The organism is Paraburkholderia sp. Ac-20336 (genome assembly GCF_017105025.1).
In the GTDB taxonomy this organism is placed as follows: domain Bacteria; phylum Pseudomonadota; class Gammaproteobacteria; order Burkholderiales; family Burkholderiaceae; genus Paraburkholderia.
Genome location: NZ_JAAGPS010000041.1, coordinates 14,486 through 35,429, shown reverse-complemented (window position 1 = coordinate 35,429; position 20,944 = coordinate 14,486). Strand labels below are relative to the sequence as shown.

20 protein-coding genes are annotated in these 20,944 nt (G+C 66.4%); 7 read left to right on the top strand and 13 right to left on the bottom strand.

The genetic code is table 11. From position 1 onward, the window contains the following. Nucleotides 1-34: 34 nt before the first annotated feature. From GXB81_RS14635 to GXB81_RS14590, 10 genes are all read right to left on the bottom strand, one after another. Nucleotides 35-760 carry an enoyl-CoA hydratase/isomerase family protein gene (locus GXB81_RS14635; RefSeq protein WP_205989562.1) on the bottom strand — a complete coding sequence of 242 codons (726 nt, stop codon included), beginning with the start codon at nt 758-760 and terminating at the stop codon, nt 35-37. Further along, nucleotides 750-3,101: a xanthine dehydrogenase family protein molybdopterin-binding subunit gene (locus GXB81_RS14630; protein WP_205989560.1), complete on the bottom strand. Its 2,352-nt coding sequence runs from the start codon at nt 3,099-3,101 to the stop codon at nt 750-752. Before GXB81_RS14630 ends, GXB81_RS14635 begins: the two co-directional genes overlap by 11 nt. Further along, nucleotides 3,098-3,607: a (2Fe-2S)-binding protein gene (locus GXB81_RS14625; protein WP_205989558.1), complete on the bottom strand. Its 510-nt coding sequence runs from the start codon at nt 3,605-3,607 to the stop codon at nt 3,098-3,100. Before GXB81_RS14625 ends, GXB81_RS14630 begins: the two co-directional genes overlap by 4 nt. A 33-nt stretch (nt 3,608-3,640) precedes the next feature. Next, nucleotides 3,641-4,102 carry a carbon monoxide dehydrogenase subunit G gene (locus GXB81_RS14620; protein WP_167040397.1) on the bottom strand — a complete coding sequence of 154 codons (462 nt, stop codon included), beginning with the start codon at nt 4,100-4,102 and terminating at the stop codon, nt 3,641-3,643. 27 nt (nt 4,103-4,129) lie between these two features. Next, nucleotides 4,130-4,933: a xanthine dehydrogenase family protein subunit M gene (locus GXB81_RS14615; RefSeq protein ID WP_205989556.1), complete on the bottom strand. Its 804-nt coding sequence runs from the start codon at nt 4,931-4,933 to the stop codon at nt 4,130-4,132. Nucleotides 4,934-5,044: 111 nt separating this feature from the next. Next, a complete protein-coding gene (locus GXB81_RS14610) occupies nt 5,045-5,809 on the bottom strand; it encodes an alpha/beta hydrolase (RefSeq protein WP_205989554.1) in 765 nt (254 codons plus the stop codon). 3 nt (nt 5,810-5,812) lie between these two features. After that, a complete protein-coding gene (gene fahA / locus GXB81_RS14605) occupies nt 5,813-7,168 on the bottom strand; it encodes a fumarylacetoacetase (protein ID WP_205989552.1) in 1,356 nt (451 codons plus the stop codon). Beyond that, nucleotides 7,165-7,701, bottom strand: a complete 537-nt coding sequence (locus GXB81_RS14600) for a VOC family protein (RefSeq protein WP_167040482.1) — start codon at nt 7,699-7,701, stop codon at nt 7,165-7,167. The genes fahA and GXB81_RS14600 overlap by 4 nt, the downstream gene beginning before the upstream one ends. Nucleotides 7,702-7,766: 65 nt before the next feature. Further along, the gene (locus GXB81_RS14595) at nt 7,767-8,954 is read right to left on the bottom strand and encodes an FAD-dependent monooxygenase (RefSeq protein ID WP_167040389.1); all 1,188 of its coding nucleotides are present in this window, start codon (nt 8,952-8,954) and stop codon (nt 7,767-7,769) included. Between the two features lie 202 nt (nt 8,955-9,156). Then, nucleotides 9,157-9,735 (bottom strand): UbiX family flavin prenyltransferase, encoded by a 579-nt coding sequence (locus tag GXB81_RS14590; RefSeq protein ID WP_167040387.1) that lies wholly within the window; start codon nt 9,733-9,735, stop codon nt 9,157-9,159. Between the two features lie 79 nt (nt 9,736-9,814). Here GXB81_RS14590 and GXB81_RS14585 point away from each other — a divergent pair, with 79 nt between their 5' ends. The 4 genes from GXB81_RS14585 to GXB81_RS14570 all read left to right on the top strand — a co-directional run bounded on the left by GXB81_RS14585 (nt 9,815) and on the right by GXB81_RS14570 (nt 14,121). Continuing rightward, complete coding sequence (locus GXB81_RS14585) at nt 9,815-10,072, top strand: hypothetical protein (protein ID WP_205989551.1); 258 nt, start codon at nt 9,815-9,817, stop codon at nt 10,070-10,072. Next, nucleotides 10,069-11,160: a porin gene (locus tag GXB81_RS14580; RefSeq protein WP_167040383.1), complete on the top strand. Its 1,092-nt coding sequence runs from the start codon at nt 10,069-10,071 to the stop codon at nt 11,158-11,160. Before GXB81_RS14585 ends, GXB81_RS14580 begins: the two co-directional genes overlap by 4 nt. 205 nt (nt 11,161-11,365) lie before the next feature. Beyond that, the gene (locus GXB81_RS14575; protein ID WP_167040381.1) at nt 11,366-12,754 is read left to right on the top strand and encodes an MFS transporter; all 1,389 of its coding nucleotides are present in this window, start codon (nt 11,366-11,368) and stop codon (nt 12,752-12,754) included. Continuing rightward, the gene (locus tag GXB81_RS14570) at nt 12,751-14,121 is read left to right on the top strand and encodes an MFS transporter (protein ID WP_205989549.1); all 1,371 of its coding nucleotides are present in this window, start codon (nt 12,751-12,753) and stop codon (nt 14,119-14,121) included. Before GXB81_RS14575 ends, GXB81_RS14570 begins: the two co-directional genes overlap by 4 nt. A gap of 95 nt (nt 14,122-14,216) precedes the next feature. Here the strand turns inward: GXB81_RS14570 and GXB81_RS14565 are convergent, their stop codons facing one another. Both GXB81_RS14565 and GXB81_RS14560 read right to left on the bottom strand, forming a co-directional pair. Then, a complete protein-coding gene (locus GXB81_RS14565) occupies nt 14,217-15,113 on the bottom strand; it encodes an SDR family oxidoreductase (RefSeq protein WP_205989547.1) in 897 nt (298 codons plus the stop codon). A 60-nt stretch (nt 15,114-15,173) separates the two neighbouring features. Next, on the bottom strand, nt 15,174-15,917 hold the full coding sequence (locus GXB81_RS14560; protein ID WP_205192724.1) for an SDR family oxidoreductase: 744 nt from the start codon (nt 15,915-15,917) through the stop codon (nt 15,174-15,176). A 117-nt stretch (nt 15,918-16,034) separates the two neighbouring features. Here GXB81_RS14560 and GXB81_RS14555 point away from each other — a divergent pair, with 117 nt between their 5' ends. Continuing rightward, nucleotides 16,035-16,964 carry a LysR family transcriptional regulator gene (locus GXB81_RS14555; protein ID WP_167040373.1) on the top strand — a complete coding sequence of 310 codons (930 nt, stop codon included), beginning with the start codon at nt 16,035-16,037 and terminating at the stop codon, nt 16,962-16,964. Nucleotides 16,965-17,086: 122 nt separating this feature from the next. Here the strand turns inward: GXB81_RS14555 and GXB81_RS14550 are convergent, their stop codons facing one another. Beyond that, nucleotides 17,087-18,019: a hypothetical protein gene (locus GXB81_RS14550; protein ID WP_205989546.1), complete on the bottom strand. Its 933-nt coding sequence runs from the start codon at nt 18,017-18,019 to the stop codon at nt 17,087-17,089. Between the two features lie 364 nt (nt 18,020-18,383). On the opposite strand from GXB81_RS14550, the gene GXB81_RS14545 reads away from it, so the two are divergent. Both GXB81_RS14545 and GXB81_RS14540 read left to right on the top strand, forming a co-directional pair. After that, nucleotides 18,384-19,646, top strand: a complete 1,263-nt coding sequence (locus GXB81_RS14545) for an MFS transporter (RefSeq protein WP_167284779.1) — start codon at nt 18,384-18,386, stop codon at nt 19,644-19,646. A gap of 142 nt (nt 19,647-19,788) precedes the next feature. Further along, nucleotides 19,789-20,907, top strand: a complete 1,119-nt coding sequence (locus GXB81_RS14540; RefSeq protein ID WP_205989544.1) for an asparaginase — start codon at nt 19,789-19,791, stop codon at nt 20,905-20,907. Nucleotides 20,908-20,944: the final 37 nt, after the last annotated feature.

Here is a 20,944-nt window from a genome sequence, read left to right as displayed (position 1 = left end):
AGGGCGCGTGGAGATCGGCAGCGATCGGCAGCGCTCAGAAGCGTGCCGACAGCGCGGTGGCCGCCAGGTGGGCGGCAAAGCCGCTCGAACCCGCGTCGGACATGTCCGGCGCGAGCTGCAGGAACTGCTTGACGGCGCGCAGCGTGACCGCGCTGCAGCCGAGCAGCGTTTCGGTCAGCGCGGTGGCTTCGGCGTCGAGCGCGGCGGCCGCGACGACGCGGCTCACGAGCCCCGCCGTCAGTGCTTCCTGCGCGGAGAGCCGCGCGCGGCTCAACACCATGTGCGCCACCGTCTTGACGGGCACGCGGCCGATCAGCGCCGACATCACGAGCGTCGGCGGAATGTCGCGTTCCATTTCGGGAATCTGGAAGACCGCGTCGTCGGCGGCGAGCGCGACGTCGCAGACCCCCGCGAGCGCGCAGCCCACGCCGATCGCCTCGCCGCGCACGACGGCCACGACCGGCACGCGCACGGCCTTCAGCGCGTCGTAGAGCGCGAGCGGCGGAGCCGCGACCACGCGGCGCAAGGTTTCCGCCGACGGCTTCGCGCCGGCGGGCGGCATCGGCGACTGGCGTCCCTTGCAGAAGTCCTTGCCGCTGCTGACGATGCGCACGAGCTTCGTCTCGTCGTCGAGCGTGGTGACGGCGGCGATGATCGCCTCGCTCATCGCCTGGTCGATCAGGTTGCCGTTCCCGGGCCTGTCGAGCACCACTTCGAGCAGCGCCCCTTCACGGCGAATAGCGATGGATTCAGTCGACATGAGCGCCTCCTTGTGCGCGATGAATGTATTCCCAGATGACCTTCGGCGTGGCCGGCATCGCGAGTTCGTCGCTGCCGTGCTCGCTGAGCGCGTCGGCCAGCGCGTTGAAGATCGTCGCCGTGGCCGGCGTGATGCCGCTTTCTCCGCCGCCTTTGACACGCAGCGGATTGCCGTGGGTCGGGTCTTCCGTCAGTTCGACGTTGAGCGGCGGGATCACGCCGGCACGCGGCATGCCGTAGTCCATGTACGAGCCGGTCAGTACCTGTCCCGTCTCGCGGTCCACGTAGAAGCCTTCGGACAGCGCCTGGCCGATGCCCTGCGCGAGACCGCCGTGCACCTGGCCCTCGACGATCAGCGGGTTGATCGGCTGGCCGACGTCGTCGACCGAGGTGTAGTTGACGAGTTGCACGATGCCGGTGTCGGGGTCCACCTCGAGTTCGCAGACGGCCGCGCCGGTCGGATGCGCGGGCACGCGCGTGTTGACCTCCGCGCAGGCGTACAGCTTTCTGAGCGACGGGTCGCCGGGCAGTCCGTGCTGCGCGACGTGCCGGGCGATGTCGGCGAGACTCGCCCGTTTGCCGCCGGATGGCGCCGTGAAGTGGGCGTCGGCGAAGGCGATGCCGGCGGCGTCCGCGTCGAGCAGCGTTGCGGCCACCTGCTTGCCGATGGCGATGATCTGCTGCGCGGTATCGACGAGCAGCATGCCGCCTAGCCGCATCGTGCGGTCGGAGTGGCTGCCGCCGCCGACGCTCACGAACGCGGTGTCGCCGGTGCGCAGCTTGACGGCTTCCATCGGTACGCCGAGATGATGCGCGATCACCTGCGCAAAGGTGGTCTCGTGGCCCTGGCCCGTCGATTGCGTGCCCGACACGATATCGACGCTGCCATCCGTGCGCACGGTCAGCTCGATGCGCTCGCGCGGCGCGCCGACCGGCGACTCGATGTAATTGGCAAGCCCGATGCCGCGCAGCCGTCCGTTCGCGCGCGACTGCGCGCGGCGCGCCTCGAAGCTGTCCCATTGCGCGAGCGTCAGGGCGCGCGCCATGTTGCGCGCGAAGTCGCCGCTGTCGTACGTGAGACCCATCGGACTGCGATAGGGCAGCTTGTCGTGCGGCACGAGATTGCGGCGGCGGATTTCCGCGCGGTCGATGCGCAGTTCGGCGGCGGCGAGATCGAGCATGCGCTCGATCACGTGCGTCGCCTCGGGGCGTCCCGCGCCGCGATACGGCGCCGTCGGCACCGTGTTGCTCAGCACCGCGCTCACGTGCACGGCGGCGACCGGCACGTCGTAGACGGTCGTCATGATGCGCGTGCCGTTCGACATCGGCACATAGGAGACCGTGTGCGCGCCGACGTTGCCGATCCATTCGTTGTCGATGGCGAGTATGCGGCCGTCTTTCGAAAAGCCGATCGTCGAGCGGATGATCGCATCGCGTCCCTGGTAATCGGCGAGGAAGGCTTCGCTGCGATCGCTGGTCCATTTGACCGGCTGTCCGATGCGGCGCGCGGCCCATAGCACGGCCAACTGCTCGACGTAGACGAACGAGCGCGGCCCGAAGCCGCCGCCGGTATCGGGACACACCACGCGCAGGCGCGCGGTGGGCACCTTCAGCGCGGCGGCGAGGCACAGTTGCTGGCGCACGGCGCCCTGGCTGCCGGAGATCAGCGTGTAGGCATCCGTGGCCGCGTCGTAAGCGCCGATTGCGCTGCGCGGCTCCATCTGGCAATTGACGAGCCGGCTGTGATGGAACTCGCGCTGCACCACGTGATCGGCCCGCGCGATGATCTCGCGGGCCGCGTTGCGCTCGCCGATCTGCGTCTGGAAGCAGAGGTTGCCGGGGGCCCCGTCCCACAGTTGCGGCGCCTCGGGCCGCAGCGCGTCGTGGCCGTTGATGACGGCGTCGAGCGGGTCGTAATCGACCTCGATCAGCTCCGATGCGTTGCGCGCCTGCTGCGGCGTTTGCGCGATCACCAGGGCGATCGCCTCGCCGACGTAGCGCACGCGATCGACCGGCAGCGGCAGATGAAGCTGGTTGAAGATGGAGCCCGTCAGCGAGGTAAGGAAAGCCTTCTTCGTCGCGTCGACCGCATCGACGGGATTCGGCACGTGGTCGATGCCCTGGAAGCCGTCGTCGAGATACTGCTGGCCGACCAGCACCGCGATCACGCCGGGCGCTTCGCTCGCCGCGCTGGTGTCGATCGAACGCAGCACCGCGTGCGCGTGCGGCGAGCGCAGAAACGCCGCGTGCAGCTGTCCGTCGACGTGGATATCGTCGGTGTACTGCCCGTTGCCGGTGACGAAGCGCTGGTCTTCGACGCGAGGTATCGGTTTGCCGATCATGACGGGTGTGCCTCCGTGCGCGCGAACGGCGCATCGGGGTACATCTCGCGCGCCGCGTGACGAACCGCCTCGATGATGTTCACGTAACCGGTGCAACGGCAGATATTGCCTTCCAGCGCGTGGCTGATGCTCGCCTGGTCGAGCGCCGGTTCCTCGCGCAGATAGAACGCGCTCGCCATGATCATGCCCGGCGTGCAGAAGCCGCATTGCAGGCCGTGGCATTGAACGAAGGCATTCTGCACCGGGTGCAGCTTGCCGCCGCACTGCGCATTGAGACCTTCCACCGTGACGACCTGCCCGCCGCTCGCCTGCGCGGCGAGCACGGTGCAGGACTTGACCGCATGACCGTCGAGATGGACCGTGCACGCGCCGCACTGGCTCGTATCGCAACCGACGTGCGTGCCGGTCAGGCGCAAGTGCTCGCGCAGGAATTCGACCAGCAACGTGTTGTCGGGCACCTCCTGCCGGACGTCCGCGCCGTTGACCTGCAATTGGACTTCAACCATGGTTCACCTGTGTTTCCTGTGCTTGAGGAGCGCTCATTGGCCGGCGTTCTGGCTGGCCGCGCTCATCGTCGCGTTGAAACGCTTGAAGAATTCGGCGGCGAGCTTGTTTGCCACCGAGGTGACGAGGCGCGAGCCGATCTGGGCCAGCTTGCCGCCGACCTGCGCTTCGGCCACGTAGGTCAGAAGCGTGCCGTCCTCGGCATCGGCGAGCGTCACGGTGGCGGTCATCTTGCCGAAGCCCGCGATGCCGCCTTCGCCCTGGCCGACGATCCGGTAGCCGTTCGGCGCGTCGCGCTCCGACAGTTCGAGCGTGCCCTTGAAGCGCGCCTTCACGGGCCCGACCGATGCCACCACGACCGCCTTGTACTGGTCTTCGCTATCGGCCTCGAACGACTCGCATCCAGGCACGCATTCCTGCAACACGGCTGCGTCGTTGAGTCCTTGCCATACCTGTTCGCGCGATGCCGCGATGGTTTGCGATCCGGTGAATTCCATCCTTGTCTCCTCGATGAGCGCGCGCCGTTACGACGCGAGCAGCGCCTGCAGTGCGCGGCGGGTATAAGTTTCGATCAGATGCGCGCGATACGGCGCGGACGCGTTGTCGTCGTCGGGCAGCGTGTCGCGCTCGACAGACAGCGGTTCGAGCGCCGCGGGCGCCAGGTTCTGCTGCAACGCGGTCTCGGCGTCGAACCAGCGGAACACCGAGGCGCCCGCGCCGGTCACGGCGACGCGCACCGCGTCGTCGTACTGCGCGATGAACACGCCGGCCACCGCGTAGCCGGACGCCGGATGCCGGTACTTCGCATAGGCGGCCCGGCGCGGAATCGCCAGCTCGATCGCGACGATCAGTTCGTCGGCGGCGAGCGCGGTCTCGAACGTGTCGATGAAAAACGCGTCGGCGGGAATGCGCCGCTGCGACGAGGTGACGACGTGCGCGTTCAGACCGAGCACGGCGGCGGGGTAGTCAGCGGCGGGATCGTTGTTGGCGACCGAGCCGCCCATCGTGCCGCGGTTGCGCACCTGCGGATCGGCGATCAGGCTCGCCAGATGAGCGAGCGCCGGAATCGCCTCGCGCACGATGTTCGAACCCGCCACTTCGGCATGCTTGGTCAGCGCGCCGATGCGCAGGACGTCGCCGCGCACCTCGATGCCGCGCAGCGCGTCGATCCGCGTGAGATCGATCAGATGCGACGGTGCCGCGAGGCGCTGCTTGAGCGTGGGAATCAGGGTCATGCCGCCCGATAGCGGCCGCGCTTCGTCATGCTCGCGCAGCCAGCCGACCGCCTCGGCCAGCGAGGTCGCGCGCAGATAGGTGGTGTCGTACATAGTGTCTCCTGCGGCATGCCCGTCGTTCGTTGGTCCGTCAGTTCGTCGCTGCGTCCGTACGGGCATGCCTGACTGCCGCATGGGCGGTCCGTTGGTTCGTTGGTTCGTTCGTTAGGGCTCGGCGAGCCAGTTCTCCAGTGCGGTGGCGAGTGCCACCGGCACTTCGTACATCGCATAGTGTCCCGCATTGGGCAAGCTTTCCAACGTGGCGTTGGGATACCACTTCAGCCACGTGCGCGTCATCAGGTCCACGGTGATGGCCGGATCGTGTTCGCCGACGAACAGCTTCACGGGCGTCGGGTTGCCCTCGACCTGCGCGGCGAAGTCGCCGGTGGCCCAGTGCGGCAGATAGGCGGCGAACGCTTCGCGCCGCGACTCGCGTTGCGATTGCTGGGCGAGATTGGCGCTCCAGCGCGCCGCGTGCCGGCTGCCCGTCGAAAAGTGGATGATGCCCGCGCGCTTCGCGATGTCGTCGACGGCGGCGGAAAACATCGCGAGACGCGTGTCGTCCATGCGCGAGCCGCACGCGGGCACCGCCGATACGCCGGCCATCTTCACGATGCGTTCCGGCGCGGCGAGCAGGACGCGCTGCATCGCCATGCCGCCCATCGAATGGCCGATCAGGCTGAAGCGCGGCCAGCCGAGATGATCGGCGAGCGCGAGCACGTCGCCGGCGACTTCGTCGAAGCTAAAGGCACCGTCGATCTCGCGCGACAGCCCGTAGCCGCGATAGTCGAAGAACGCGTAGCCGAAGCGCTCGGGATCGAGTGCCGGCGTGAGCGCGTGCCAGTCGACCGAGCTGCCGAACCAGCCGTTCAGCACGATGACTTTATGCGGACCGTCGCCGAATTGCGTGAAACCGTTGAGCGTCGTCATGATTCAGTGCGCTCCGTGCGCGGCGGCGTCTGCCGGTTGAGGGTAGGGCAAGGCCGGCGCGATGCGTCCGCGGCATTCGCCGAAGCCGATCGATACGGCGCCCGGTGCGCTCGCGCGCGCGCTCAGCACGATCTCGTCGCCGTCTTCGAGTTCGATGCGCGATTCGCCGCCCGGCAGCGCGATGGGCTGCTTGCCCGCTTCGCTCAGTTCGGTCAGGCAGGCGCGCGCGGCATCGCTCGCGCCTGAAATCGTGCCGCTGCCGAGCAGGTCGCCCGTGCGCAGATTGCAGCCGTTGCTCGTGTGATGCGCGACCATCTGCGCGAACGTCCAGTACAGATTGTCGAGGTGAGTCTGCGTGATGCGCGCCGGCGCGATGCGCTCGCGGCGCATGGCCGCCGTCGACAGATGCGCGAACAGTTCGAGATGCAGGCCGCCGTGCTGCTGGTCGTGTGCGCCGTGAAGATGCGGCAGGATCGCGGGGTCGTCGGCCGCGCGCCGAGGCGGGGCCTTGCGAAACGGCGCGAGCGCTTCCTCGGTGACGATCCACGGCGACACGCTCGAATGAAAACTCTTGCCGAGGAACGGTCCGAGCACCTGCTCGAACCATTGAATGCTCTTGGCCGACCAGTCGTTGAGCAGGCAGTAGCCGAAAATATGCGCGCGTGCCTCGTCGACCGGAATGGGTTGCGTCAGTGCGTTGCCGCGTCCGATCACGGCGGCCAGTTCGAGTTCGAAGTCGAGCATCGGCGCGGGCCCGAAGCACACGTTGCCGTGCGCGTCGCGATACTGGCCGTGGGGCCGCCGCACCTCGCCGCCGCTCGCGCGCAGCGACGAAGCGCGGCCGTGATAGGCGATCGGCAGCGACTTGAAGGCGGGCGGCAACGGCACGGCGAGGCCCTTGTAGCGGCCGTGGCGCTCGGTGTGATGCAGGGAGGTCAGAAAGTCCGTGTAGTCGCCGATCGTGCAAGGCAGCGCCGGCGTCACCTCGCTCATGCGCGGCAGTACCGCATCGAGCGACGCTTCGAGCCGCGCACGCGCGGGCGCGTCGTGTTTCAGCAGGTTCGACAATGCGCCGCGCAGGGCGCTCGCATGGCGGGCGTCGAGCGCCATCAATGCGTTGAGCGTCGCCTCGCTGGCGGATGCGCAGGCAAGCGCCGCGTCGCCGTCGAGCAGCGCCATACGCTGCAGTGCGCGCAGATCGACGACACGATCGCCGATCGCGACGCCGGTGCGCTGTTCACCGTCGCGCTCGAACGTGCCGAACGGCAGATTCTGGATCGGGAAATCGGTGTCGGCGGCATTCGCCGATTCGATCCAGCTGCGCCGCGCCGGATCATGCGTGAAATTGAGCGTGCTCATGCGCCGCGTGTCTCCGGAACGGCCTGGTTCTTTTCAGCGGTCCAGGCGTCGAGCGCCGGCCGGGCCCGCATTCTATAGCCTGCCAGTTCCTCGGCGGGCGCGACGGGCACCGTCAGTTCGACACGCAAGCCGTTCGGATCGAAAAAGTAGATCGAGCGAACGAAGTGATGGTCGGTCACGCCGAGCACGTCGATGCCGTGCTCGAGCAGGCGCGCCTTCATCGCTTCGAGCTGTTCGGGCGCGCCGAGCCGCAGGGCGATGTGATTGACCCACGCGGGCGTGTTCGGCGACGGCAGCGCGGCCGTGGCGTCGCCGAGATCGAAGAAGGCGATGTTCGAGCCATCGGCCATTTCGAAGAACAGGTGCACGTAAGGGCAGTATTCGCCCGTGCTCGGCACGTGGTCGAGCCGGATCACATGGACGAGCGGCAGGCCGAGGAGGTCTTCGTAGAAGTGACGCGTTTCCTCGGCGTCGCGGCAGCGCCAGGCGAAGTGATGCAGGCCGAGCACGGGCGCCGGGCGAGTAGGGGCGATGGACACGGTGTCTCCTTGTTGGGCGGGGTCGTACGGGGCCGCGTCGGAGGCGGCGCCCGTGCGGATCAAACTTCGAGCGTGTCGACGTTGTATTCGAACAGCCAGTTGTAGCGCTCCTTCACGCGCTCCTCGCTCCATTCGCGGTCCACATACGCGGCCGCGCCTTCCGCGTGCGCGAGCTGCGGATTGTGAAAGCGCGTCGCATTGGCCGCCGACCCGCGCACGACTTTCGCGGTGCGTTCGAGCCGCAGCGCCTCGTAGCGTTGCAGCGCCGCGGGCACGTCGCGCGCATGGCGTTCGAGGCAGCGCGCGAGCAGATAACCGTCCTCGATCGCCATGCAGGCGCCCTGCGCGAGAAACGGCAGCGTAGGGTGGCAGGCATCGCCGAGCAGCGTCGCGTGGCCGAGGCTCCAGCGCGGCATCGGCTCGCGCACCATCAGTGCCCACTTGTACGGAATGTCGATCGCGGAGATCAGCGTGCGCACGTCGTCGTGCCAGCCCGCGAAGTCGCCGAGACATTCTTCGAGCGTGCCGCGCTCCGACCACGATTCGACCTGCCAGCCCGACTTCTCGACGGCGCCGACGAAATTGATCAGGTTGTTGCCGCGCAGCGGATAGTGGATGACGTGCGCGCCCGGGCCGACCCAGTTCGCGCCGTACGGCTCGCGCAGATGCTCGGGCAGCTTGCTCGCGTCGATCACGCCGCGCCATGCCATCACGCCGGAGAAGACCGGTTCGTCGGGACCGAACAGCGCGCGCCGCACGCGCGAATGCACGCCGTCCGCGCCGACCAGCAGATCGCCTTCGCAGGTTTCGCCGCCGACGGCCTGCACGCGCACCTTGCCGTCCTGTTGCGAGAAGCTTTCCACCTTGTGATTGAGGCGGATCGCGTCGGGCTTGAGCGCGCGGACCGCATCGGCGAGCTTCTGGTGCAGGTCGGCGCGATGCAGCGTGAAGTACGGATAGCCGTAGAGTGCCCGCGATTGAGTACCGAGATCGAACAGACGCCAGCTCTGGCCGGTGTTCCACAGACGCACGCGCTTGCCGAGCGGTTCGCACGCGAGCCCGTCGAGCGCATCGCCCACGCCGAGCTGATACAGCACGCGCGTGGCATTCGGACTCAGCTGCACGCCGGCGCCGATCTCCTTGAGTTCCTGGGCCTGCTCGAACACCGTGACGTCGAAACCCTTTTTCAATAACGCGGCGGCGGCCGTCAATCCGCCGATACCGGCGCCTGCAATAACTATCTTCATTCGACGATTCGACCTTTTCGTAATGGGCGATTCTTATCGAAATTGCCTATCAGGCAATCGATAATATTTGTCAGTGGTAAATCCGCTGAAATCGGGAATTACTTTAATCCAGCGAATCGCGCGAAAGAAGCAAATTAATCCGAATGAATCATCACTGAATTTTGATAATTCGCGCACAGCCGGCGATAAGCCGGCCGCGCGCTTACATGCCCCAGCGATGCACCGTCGCGCTGTCGAGCCCGAACAGGTCGAGCACGCGGCCGAGCGTGTGGTCGACCATGTCGGTCAGCGACTCGGGGTTCGCGTAGAACGCGGGCACGGGCGGATAGACGATCGCGCCCGCTTCCGTGACGGCCGTCATGCTGCGCAGATGGCCCAGATGCAGCGGCGTTTCGCGCACCATCAGCACGAGACGGCGGCGCTCCTTCAGCGTGACGTCGGCGGCGCGCGCGAGCAGGCCGCTCGTCATGCCGGTGCTGATTTCCGCGAGGGTCTTGATGGAGCAGGGCGCGACGATCATGCCCAGCACCGGAAACGAGCCGCTCGAAATCGACGCGCCGATGTCGGTGTTCGAGTGGCAAACGCTTGCCATCGCGCGGATGTCGGCGACGTTGTAGTCCGATTCGTGGGCCAGCGTGACCTGCGCCGAGCGGCTCATCACGAGGTGGGTTTCGATTTCGAGCTTGCGCAAAAGCTGCAGCAGCCGCACGCCGTAGATGACGCCCGAGGCGCCGCTGATTCCGACCACCATGCGCCGCGGCGGCATGCCTTTCCCATTCATAGGAGTCTCCCGAACGCCAATCCATAATCTCGACGCGGCGGATGTTAGCACCGGGTTTCATCTAATAGAAGCGCGCGCATTGATTAATCGCGCTCTCCTGGTGTTTTTACCGATCGTTAAAGACTTTATTCGTTTTGTTCGATGGATTGATAAAGAATTCACGATTCAAAAGCCAGAATCCATTGGCTACACTCTCGGCAACCTCTGGCGTAAAGGTAACTCAAGGCAGCTTAAAGGCAGCCAGGCGCGCGGCGAACGGGCCCGCGCGCAGGCCAGGTGGGGATCGGTCCGCAAACAGGCGGTCGGCGATAAGAAAGACATTGGAGACATTTTTTGAAAACGACGAGCTTGTTGTTGGGTAGCTGTGCGTTCGTGCTGGGGTGTCCGGCGTTCGCGCAATCATCGGTGACGCTGTACGGCAGCGTCGATGTGGGTGTCGATTTCGTTTCGAATTCGCACGGGTCGCATCTGTATCAGCAGTCGGCGGGCAAGCGCACGCCGGACCGCTTCGGGTTCCTGATCAAGGAAGACATCGGCGGCGGCAACACGGTGTTTGCGCGGCTCGAATCGGGTTTTCTGACCAACACCGGCGCGCAGATCAATCCGACGAGCTTCTTCAACCGCGACGCGTACGTCGGCATCAGCAACGACCGCTTCGGCTCGCTGAGCCTCGGGCACATTCCCGACTACGTGTACCAGTACGTGGGCGCGCTGAACAACTCGGTGCCGGGCATCTCGTCGTTCTATACGGTCGGCAATCTGGACGGGCTCGCGAACACGCGGGCGCTCGACAATTCCGTCAGCTACGAAACGATCAATTACCGCGGCTTCCAGGCCGGCGTGATGAACAGCTTCGGCAATCAGCCGAATTTCAGCGACGGGCGTCAGTACAGCATCGGCGCGCATTACGAAAACGGCGCGGTGAAACTGGGCGCGGCGTATTCGATGTCGCACGACCGCACCGCCGATCTGAACGGTATCTTCGGCGTGACCTCGGTGCTCGGGCAGACGCTCAAGCCGGGCACGCTGTTCAACGCCGATCGTTACAGCACGATTGCGCTCGGCGGCTCCGTTGCGGTGGGCTACTTCGTGCCGCACCTTACTTTCACCGACGTGAAGCTCGAAAACTCGCAGGGCTCGATCTCGGAGCGCAACTACCAGGCCGGCGTCAACATCGACCTGAGCGGCGGCAAGCGCTTCTACATCCTCGGCATTTCGTATAACCGCTCGATGTTCGACGGGCTCACGTACAACCAGTACAACCTGTTTCTCACGCACTACCTGTCCAAGCGCACGCAGATTTACGCGGGCGTCGGCGTGCAGCGCGCGTCGGGCCCGAATGCCCACGCGCAGCAGTTCGGTTACCAGACGTCGAGTTCGAGTGCGCAGACGGTTGGGCGCATCGGTATCAATCAGATGTTTTGACGCGTCGCGCGCGCCGGCCATCTGGCGGGCAGGCCGCGCGGTGCAACGTTCTTCAGCTATTTCGATGGGATCATCGGGATTTTTTGATTCTGCCGCCCGCTCGCGGGCCGTATATTGAGGCTCCCGGCGATGGCGTCGACGGGAAGTAAGAACAGAGGGGCGGCGCGCGGCAGCGCCGCCGTCTGACCGGCATTTTGGAACGCACATGCAAGCAGACCGTACATTTAACATCTCGACACTCATCGAAGAGCAGAAGACAGGACGTTTCGCCATCGGCTTGCTGTTCTGGTGCTTCCTCATCATGCTGATGGACGGCTACGATCAGACCGCGGTCTCGTTCGCCGCGCCGGCCATCGTCAAGGAGTGGCATGTCGCGCGCGGCGGCTTCGGGGCGGTCTTCGGCGCGGGGCTGTTCGGCACGCTGATCGGCTCGTTCATCTTCGGCTATTTCGGCGACCGCTTCGGCCGCAAGCGCGCCATCGTGTCGGGCAGCCTGTTCTTCGGCGCGCTGACGCTCCTGTCCGTCTGGGCGACTTCGTTGCAGGACCTGATGCTGCTGCGTTTCATTGCCGGGCTCGGCATGGGCGGGGTGGTGCCGAATTCGGTCGCGCTGGTCGCCGAATACGCGCCCAAAAGATTGCGCGCCACCTGGGTGACCTTGATGTTCTCCGGTTTTTCGATCGGCGCGGGGTCGGGCGGCATCGTTTCGTCCGCGCTGATTCATCGCTATGGCTGGCCCGTGATGTTCGTGGTGGGCGGTATCGGCTCGCTCGCGGTCGCGCTGCTGCTGGCGGTGATGTTGCCGGAGTCGGCCAAGCTGCTGGTGGTGCGCCGGCGCAGCATCGAAACGGTGCGCCAGCTCGTTGCGCGCCTGCGTCCCGAGCTTGCGCTGCCGGCCGACGCGCTGTTCGTACCCGGCGAAGTGCAGGAAAAGAAGCGCTTCGTGCTGAAGCTGATTTTCTCCGACGGCCTGCGTGCGATCACGCCGCTCCTGTGGATCGTCTTCATCGTCAATTCGATGGCGCTGTATTTTCTGCAGAACTGGCTGCCGATCCTGATGGAAGGCGTCGGCATCAATCCGCAGAGCGCCGGTCTCATCACGACGATGTTCTCGGTGGGCGGCGTGCTCGGCGGCTTGATCCTGTGCCGTTTCGTCGACCGTCACGGTGTGCTCGCGATCATCTCCCTGCCGGCGATCGGCTGTCCTGTCGTCGCCTTCCTCGGCCATGGCATGTCCGAGGCGTGGCTGATGTTCGCCGTGTTTGCGACCGGCTTCTGCGTGGTCGGCGCGCAATATGGCCTGTATGCGGTGGCCGGCATGATCTACCCGACGTCGTTCCGCTCGGCGGGCGTCGGCAGTGCGATTTCGGTCGGCAAGATCGGCTCGGTATCGGGGCCCGTAATCGGCGGAATTCTGCTGTCGATGCATCTGCCGATTGCGCGGATGTTCTACGCCGCGTCCGGGCTGTTCCTCGTCGCGGCGATTTTCTCGGCCGTGCTCGCGGTGCTGTATCGCGCGCGATTCGGCGACGAGCACAAGCAAGAGGACGCGCGCGTCAAGGAGATGCGTTCGGCACTCGGCGATTCGCGATGAACGGCCTCTCACGAACGGTCCCGCAGACCGGGCGCGCTATCGACGTTTCGGCCCTCATCGAGCAGCAAAGATTGCGCGGCTTTGCGCTGCGCCTGATCGCATGGTGTTTTCTGATCGTGCTGATCGACGGCTACGATCAGGTTGCCGCAGCGTATGCGGCGCCGACGCTGATTCACGCGTGGCACGTCAAGCCCGCGGAATTCGGCCATGTCTTCGGCTACGGTCTCGCCGGCGTGCTGGTGGGCTCGTTACTGCTCGGCTTCATGGGCGATCGCATCGGACGACGTTTGACGATCATCTACGGCGCGCTGTGGTTTGGCATCCTGACCTTTGCGTGCAGCTTCGCGACCTCGCTCGATCAATTGACCGTACTGCGCTTTCTGGCCGGCATCGGCATGGGCGGCGTGGTGCCGAATACCGTTGCGCTGGTTTCCGAATACGCGCCCAAGGCGCGCCGCGCGACATGGATCACGCTGATGTTTTCGGGCTTCTCGATTGGCGCCGGCGGTGGCGGCGCGATCGCGTCTTGGCTGTTGCCGCGCTTCGGCTGGCCGGTTCTTTTCGAGCTTGGCGGAGTGGCGGCCGTCGCAGTGGCCGTCGTGTCGTTCGCCGTGTTGCCGGAGTCCATCCGCTTTCTGATTCTCAACGGACGCGCCCCACGGGAGATCGCCCGCATCGTGCGCCGTCTCGGTTCGGACGGTTCGGGCGCCGCCGACCCTGGTCCGCACGCGCGCTACCTCGTCCATGACGAACAGCGTATCCGGGCGACGCCGCTTGCGCTGTTCGGCAACGGCCTCGTTTCCGTGACGCCTTTGCTGTGGGCGCTTTTCATTCTGAATTCGCTAGCGTTGCAGTTTTTGCAGAACTGGCTGCCGATCCTGTTCAGCATGAGCGCGCTGCCGGCGGCTCACGCGGCGAAGGCCGCGATGATGTTTCCGGTCGGCGGCACGGTTGGCGCGCTCGCGCTGAGCCGCTACGTGGACCGCTACGGCGTTGTCGTGATCCTGCTGCTCGCGCTGCTCGGTTTGCCGGTGTGCGTATCGCTGGGCATGCCGATGCCGGCTGTCTGGCTGTATGCCGCGTCGTTCGCGAGCGGTGTCTGCGTGATCGGCAGCCAGTTCGCGCTCTATGCGGTCGCGGGCATGCTTTATCCGACCTTGCTGCGCTCGGCCGGGGTCGGCTCGGCGATCGGCGTCGGCAAGCTGGGGTCGGTCATCGGGTCCGTGCTCGGCGGCGTGCTGCTGGCGATGAATCTGCCGGTTGCGAGCCTCTTCGCGAACGTGTCCGGCGTTTTCGTCTTCATCGCTTTGCTGGCGGTGTGGCTCGGCTGGAATCGGCGGCGCGTGATGGGCCGGTCGATCGCGTGACCGGAATGCCGTGCGCTTCGGTGCGGATCACCCAAAAAAACAAAGAGGCAACGGCGCATGCCGTTGCCTCTTTGCGAGCGGTCTAAAACACAGGCTCAATACACCCGCGGCTTCAACAGCTCCGCCATCCCGACCCGCTGCAGCATCTCGGCCCTGAGGCGGTCGAGCACGGCAAAGCCAACGTCCGCGCCGTCCTGCGCCGGGTCCACGTGCACGCGGAACGGCCGCTGTCCCGCCGGCGCATCGACCACGTCGACGAGCGCCTGCGCCACGAGTCCAACATCGGCATCGGCCGGCACGATCGCGGCGAAGGCCTGCTGGATGCGCTCGCCGAGCCCGGCGTTCGGTCCGTTTTCGTACGCTTCGAGCACGCTTTCATCGGCGGGACGGCCCGCATGCGCGAAGTGGTTGGTGCCGGAAGTAAAGGCGCCCGGCACGATGATCGACGTCTCGATGCCCCAGCCCGACAGTTCGCGCGCATATTGAACCGCGATCGAATCCATCGCCGCCTTCGCCGCGAAATACGGTGCGAGATAGGGCGGCGTGCCGCCCGCCGAGCTGCTGCTCGACACCCAGGCGACGAGACCGTGCTTCTGCTTGCGCATCTGCGGCAGCACCGCGCGATTCACGCGCTGCGTGCCAAGCACGTTGACGTCGTAGAGCTGCGCGAATTGCTCCGGCGTGAACGCTTCGGCAGGACCGAAGGCCATATGGCCCGCGTTGTGGACGATGACGTCGATGCGGCCGTGTTCGGCGATGATCTGCGCAATGCCGGCGTCGACCGATTCCTGCGAGAGCACGTCGAGTTCGACGGTGCGCAGATCGACACCATGCTGTTGCGAGAATGCCGCCATCTGCGCGACGGTCGGCGCGTTGCGTCCCGTGGTGGCGCGCATCGACGCGTAGACGATATGGCCGGCCTTCGCGAGCGCTTCGGCGCTCAGGCGCCCAAAGCCGCTCGATGCACCGGTCACGACGATGATGTTTTTCATGTCGGGCTCCTTGCTTGCAATGAGTTCAGGGTGATGAGTCGAGGCGACGCGAAGGACGGCTTAGATAATGCCGCCGTTCACGCGCAGCGTCTGACCGTCGACCCAGCTGGCCGCGTCGCTGGCGAGGAACGCGACCACGGCCGAGATGTCGTCGGGCTGGCCGAGGCGTTCGAGCGGCGGCATCTTCGCGAGGCGCTCGATCTGCTCGGGCGTCTTGTCCTTGAGGAACAGCTCGGTGGCGGTCGGTCCGGGAGCGACCGCATTCACGGTGATGTTGCGGCCGCGCAGTTCCTTCGCGAAGATGTTCGTCATCGTTTCGACGGCCGACTTCGTGGCGGCGTAGACGGAATAGCCCGGCATCGCGAGTGCCGTCGCGCTGCTCGAGAAGTTGACGATGCGCCCGCCGCTGCGCAGCTTTTTCGCGGCCACGCGCAGCGTGTTGAACGTACCCTTGAGGTTGATCGCGATGAGGCGGTCGAACAGAGCGTCGTCGGTATCGACGAGCGGCACGAGACCCGGCTGCATGATGCCCGCGTTGTTCACGACGACGTCGACGCCGCCGAACAGCGTGACGGCCTGGTCGAACATCGCGGCGACCTGCGCGGGCACCGAGACGTCGGCCTGAATCGCGGTGGCGCGGCCGCCCGCGGCTTCGATCGATGCCACGACGTCCTGCGCGTCGGCCGCGCGGCCCGCGTAGTTGACGACGACCGCGAAGCCGTCCGCAGCGAGGCGCTTCGCGATCGAGGCGCCGATGCCGCGCGATGCTCCGGTAACGATGGCGACTTTGGCTTGGGTGGTCATGGTGAGGCTCCTTCTGACGGGGTGATTGATCGGTGATCGATGCGATGGGTGAATCATCGCGCCGTCCGGACCCCCACGGTAGCCGTATGACCAGTATATGGGTTATGCTTCCAGCGTATGAGCATATTCGACGACCTCAACCTGTTGCGCGCCTTCGTCGCCATCGTGGACAGCGGCAGCATCTCCGCTGCGGCGCGCAAGCTGCGCCTGAGCCAGCCCACCTTGAGCCGCCAGTTGCGCTCGCTCGAAGATCAATGCGGCGCCGTGCTGCTGCGTCGCGATACGCATCGCATGAGCCTCACCGAAGTCGGGCATCAGTTGCTGGCCGACGCGCGGGCCTTGCTGTCGCTGGCCGAAGAGTCGGCGCAGCGGCTCAGCAACGACCAGACCGAGCTGAGCGGCAATATCCGGGTGTTTTCGACGATCGATTTCGGCCAGTCCGTCATCAGCCGGCTTATCAGCAGCTTTATTCAGGCACATCCGGCCGTGCGCATGGAGCTGGGGTATTCGAACCGGCCGCTGCACATGATCGAAGAGGGATGTGACGCCGGCATTCTCGCGGGCGCACTGATCGACGAGCGCGTCGTGGCGCGCTCGCTCGGCGAGATCAGGCGCTACCTCGTCGCGTCTCCGCCGTTTCTGAAAGACCACCCGATTCCCACCCGGCCCGAAGGGCTCGACGCGCTGCCGTGGATCGCGCTCGCCAGCGACCAGTTCGGCGGTGCGCGCGAGGTCACGCTGTATTCGCGGAATTCGACGCAGATTCTGCAGGTCGAGCCCGTGTTCATCACCGAGGGCGTGACGAGCATGCGCGAGGCGGTGCGCATGGGACTCGGCATCGCGGTGCTGCCGGAATGGCTCGTCGAGGAAGACCTGGTCTCGGGGCGCCTCGTGCGGGTGCTGCCGCAATGGCGCGCGAAGTCGCTACCCGCGCAGATCATTTACCCCGTGCAGCGCAGAATGCCGCTGCGCGTGAAAGCGTTTATCGACTTCGCGACGGAGTACATGACGACCGTGCTGAGGCTGCGGCGCGACGGCAGCGATTAGGGCTTAGAGGGATGCGTTGCAGATGGCGGGCGCGACATAGCGGGCGCGTGGTGCCGCGCCCGCGTGTCCCGGCAAGCCGGGACGACGGCCCGGATACCGTGGGTCGTCCCGGCCGGTCGCGCTTAAAGATCCGCGTAATCGATTCCGGTCAGCGCGCCGAGGTGCGCGATCGTCGTGAAATGCGATTCGTGCTTCGTGTCGATGTTCAGCTCCCGCACGTTGCCGCCGAGATCGGTCACGAAGGCACGGCGCCCGCGCGGGTCGAGCGACACGCCGATGCCTTCCTGCAGATCGCGCGCGAGCACCTCGCGATCGGCGAGCCCCGCCGCGCTGATCTTCGCGCGATTCAGCGTATTGCCGTCGTGCGTGTCGTCGCCGCGATCGGTCCAGTAGAGCATGCTGTCGCGATGGTCGATGTCGAGGTCGATCGGTTCGGGCAACTGATCGAGCAGGCATTCGAGGTCGGGGCGCGCATCGGGCTGCGCGCCGGCCGGCAGATCGAGGCCGGCGCGGAAGATGCGGCCTTCGCCCGCATCGGGCGGCCCCTTCTGCGTCCAGTAGAGATGGCCGTTCGGCTTGTCGAGGGCGATGCCCACGCAATGGCGCGTCGCGTCGCCGGTATCGGCGGGGAAGTTGCCGGTGCGCACGAGTTCGGTGACTTCGCTGCCGTCCGTGCGCGCGCGCATCACGCGCATGCCTTCGCGATCGCACCAGTACAGAAAGCCGCCTTCCTTGTCGAGCACGAGTTCCTTCGGCGTGCCCGCGACGCCGGCGGGCACCAGCACGCGATGTTCGCTGCCGTCGAGCTTCGCGCTTTCGATCGTGCCGTCGTTCGGCGGCACCGCGCCGGACACCGGATCGCCGTCGATCAGATGGATGCCGCTGCCCATGTTGGTCCAATAGACGATCTGGTTCTCGACGTCGACCTTGATGCCGTCGGGCGTGCGCGTCAGATTCGCGACGACCACTTCGTGCGAACCGTCGGGCCACAGGGCGATGATCGCCGGTGGACGTGCCTGCAGGACATACAGCGAACCGCCATTCTCGGTAGCCACAGTCGATACCCTCCATCCAGATGATTGAAACTTCGTCGTCTTGCCGGAGCAAGTCCGCTTACTGCGAGGCGGCTATTGCACAAGCCGCATCCCGCAGCGTACCCGAGATTGAATGAGGACTTCGTGAATCCGCGCAGCCTCGTTGCGCGCGCCCGTTTTCGGCCGTGCCATAATCGGCGCACCTGAGTTCCGCGCGCGGCGCCGGCGGGGCAGGAAGCGGAGCGGAACGCCAGTCCGGCGGGCCCCGCCCGATCCCGCTTCCGGCACGTCATGCCGTCTTGCTCTAAACTAGCGCCGCCCCATTCAGGCCACCGCGAGCCATCGCGAGCTACCTACCGCGCATCACGTAACGAACCAGTCACCGATGTCACCCGCCCCCGTCGATCCCGCCGATTCCCCGTCTTTCAGCCTGCCGAAACACCCGCCTTTCCAGCGTTTCTGGTGCACCCGCATCCTGTCCTCGCTGTCGTTCCAGATGCTCGCCGTCGCGATGGGCTGGCACGTCTATGCGCTGACCCATAGCGCATTCGCGCTCGGCCTCGTCGGCCTCGCGCAATTCCTGCCGATGTTCCTGCTGACGCTCGTCGTCGGCCACGTCGCCGATCGCTACGATCGCCGCCGCATCGCCGCCGTCTGCCAGAGCCTCGAAGGCGTCGCCGCCTTGCTGTTCGCGCTCGGCACGTTCGGCGGCTGGATCAGCGCGCCGGTCATCTACGTGCTGGCCGCCTGCGCGGGAGCGGCGCGCGCGTTCGAATCGCCGGCGGTGTCGTCGCTGCTGCCGGCCGTGGTGCCGCGCGGCCAGTTGCCGAAGGCGACCGCGTGGTCCACCTCCGCGAATCAGACCGCGCAGATCGCCGGCCCCGCTCTCGGCGGCCTGCTGTACGGCGTCGGACCGGGCGCGGCCTATCTTGCCTGCACGCTGTCGTTCGCGGCCGCCGCCGTCGCGGTGTGGACCATTCCGCTGCAGCTCAAGCCGGCGAGCCGCGCGCCCGTCACGCTGGAATCGATCTTCTCGGGCATCGCGTTCATTCGCAAGGAGCCCGTGATTCTCGGCGCGCTCTCGCTCGATCTGTTCGCAGTGCTGTTCGGCGGCGCGACCGCGCTTTTGCCGATCTTCGCGCGCGACGTGCTGCACGCGGGGCCGATCGGCCTCGGCCTGCTGCGCTCGGGCACCGCGATCGGCGCGCTCGCGGGCACGATCTGGCTCGCGCATTTCCCGCTGCGCGAGCGGCCCGGCGCGGCGATGTTCGGCGGCGTGATCGCGTTCGGCATCGCGACGATCATGTTCGGGCTCTCGCATCAGTTCATCGTGTCGCTGATCGCGCTGATGATACTCGGCGCATCGGACACGATCAGCGTCGTCGTGCGGCTTTCGCTCGTGCAGTTGCGCACGCCCGATGAAATGCTCGGCCGCGTCAACGCGGTCAATTCGCTGTTCATCGGGACCTCGAATCAATTGGGCGAATTCGAATCGGGCCTGACCGCGGGCTGGTGGGGCGCGCAACCGGCCGTGCTGGTCGGCGGCGTCGCGACGATCGCGATCGCGTTGCTGTGGATGCGGCTTTTTCCGGAACTGCGGCGCACGCGGAAGCTGGAGCGCGAAGAGGAACTGGCGGCGAGCGCCTGAGTGTTGCGGCGTGCGCCGCGTGCTGTTGAGTATTGCTGCCCGGGCGTCGGGCTTGCGCCGCGTGTCGAGCGAAACATCGATAAAACCGCGAGTTCATCCATCGTGCCGACGCACCGGGTGAGCCAACAGGAGGAGACCACGCATGAGCCTGTCCGAGGGGCATCCCGTTGCACATGCTGCGCCGGTCGCGGCGACGATCTATCGCGGCGCGTCGGTCGAGAACACGCATCTCGCGCATGTCGCCGTCGTCGATGCGAGCGGCCGCCTGCTGTACTCGTTCGGCGATCCCGCGCGTATGACGCTCGCGCGCTCGGCGGCGAAACCGGCACAGGCGCTCGCGGTCGTCGAGACCGGCGCGCTCGAGCACTGCGGTTTCGATGACGCCGATCTCGCGCTGATGTGCGCATCGCACAGCAGCGAGCCGCGCCATATCGACCGCGCGCGCAGCATGCTCGCGAAGGCGCGCGCGAGCGAGGCGGACCTGCGCTGCGGCGGTCATCCGCCGCTGTCGGAAGCGGTGTACGCCGACTGGCTGCGGCGCGGCTTCAGGCCCAGCGGCGTGTGCAGCAACTGCTCCGGCAAGCACGCGGGCATGCTGGCCGGCGCGCGTTCGATCGGCGCGGCGCTCGCGGGTTACGAACTACCCGAACATCCGTTGCAGGTGCGCGTGAAGCAGACGGTCGCGAGCGTCTGCGATCTGCCCGACGACGGCGTGCAATGGGCGATCGACGGCTGCAATCTGCCGACGCCGGCCTTTCCGCTCGACCGGCTCGCGCGTCTGTTCGCGAAGCTCGCCGCGGCCGAAGACGAAGTCGCCTCGGGGGCAACCGCAGGGGCAACCTCGGGGTCAACTGACGTGACGCCGCGCACGGTCGCGCTCGCGCGCATTTATCGCGCGATGACGTCATACCCGGAACTGGTGGGCGGCGAGGGCCGTTTCTGCACGTTGCTGATGCAGGCCTTCGGCGGCGCGCTGGTCGGCAAGCTCGGCGCCGACGGCAGCTATGCGATCGGCGTGCGCGCGTCGCCGCAGACCGCGCGCCTCGGCGCGAACGGCGCGCTCGGTATCGCCGTGAAAATCGAGGACGGCAACGTCGCCGCGCTCTATGCGGTGAGCGCCGAACTCCTCGCGCTGCTCGATCTCGGGACGGCGGAGCAGCGCGCGAAGCTCGACGGTTTTCATGCGCCGAAGCGGCTCAATACGATGGGTGTAGAGATCGGCCGCATGGTGTTGTCGGTCGGGCTGACCGCGCACCGGTAAGTGCACCAGGGCACGCGGCGGTGCGCGCGGCGGAGGT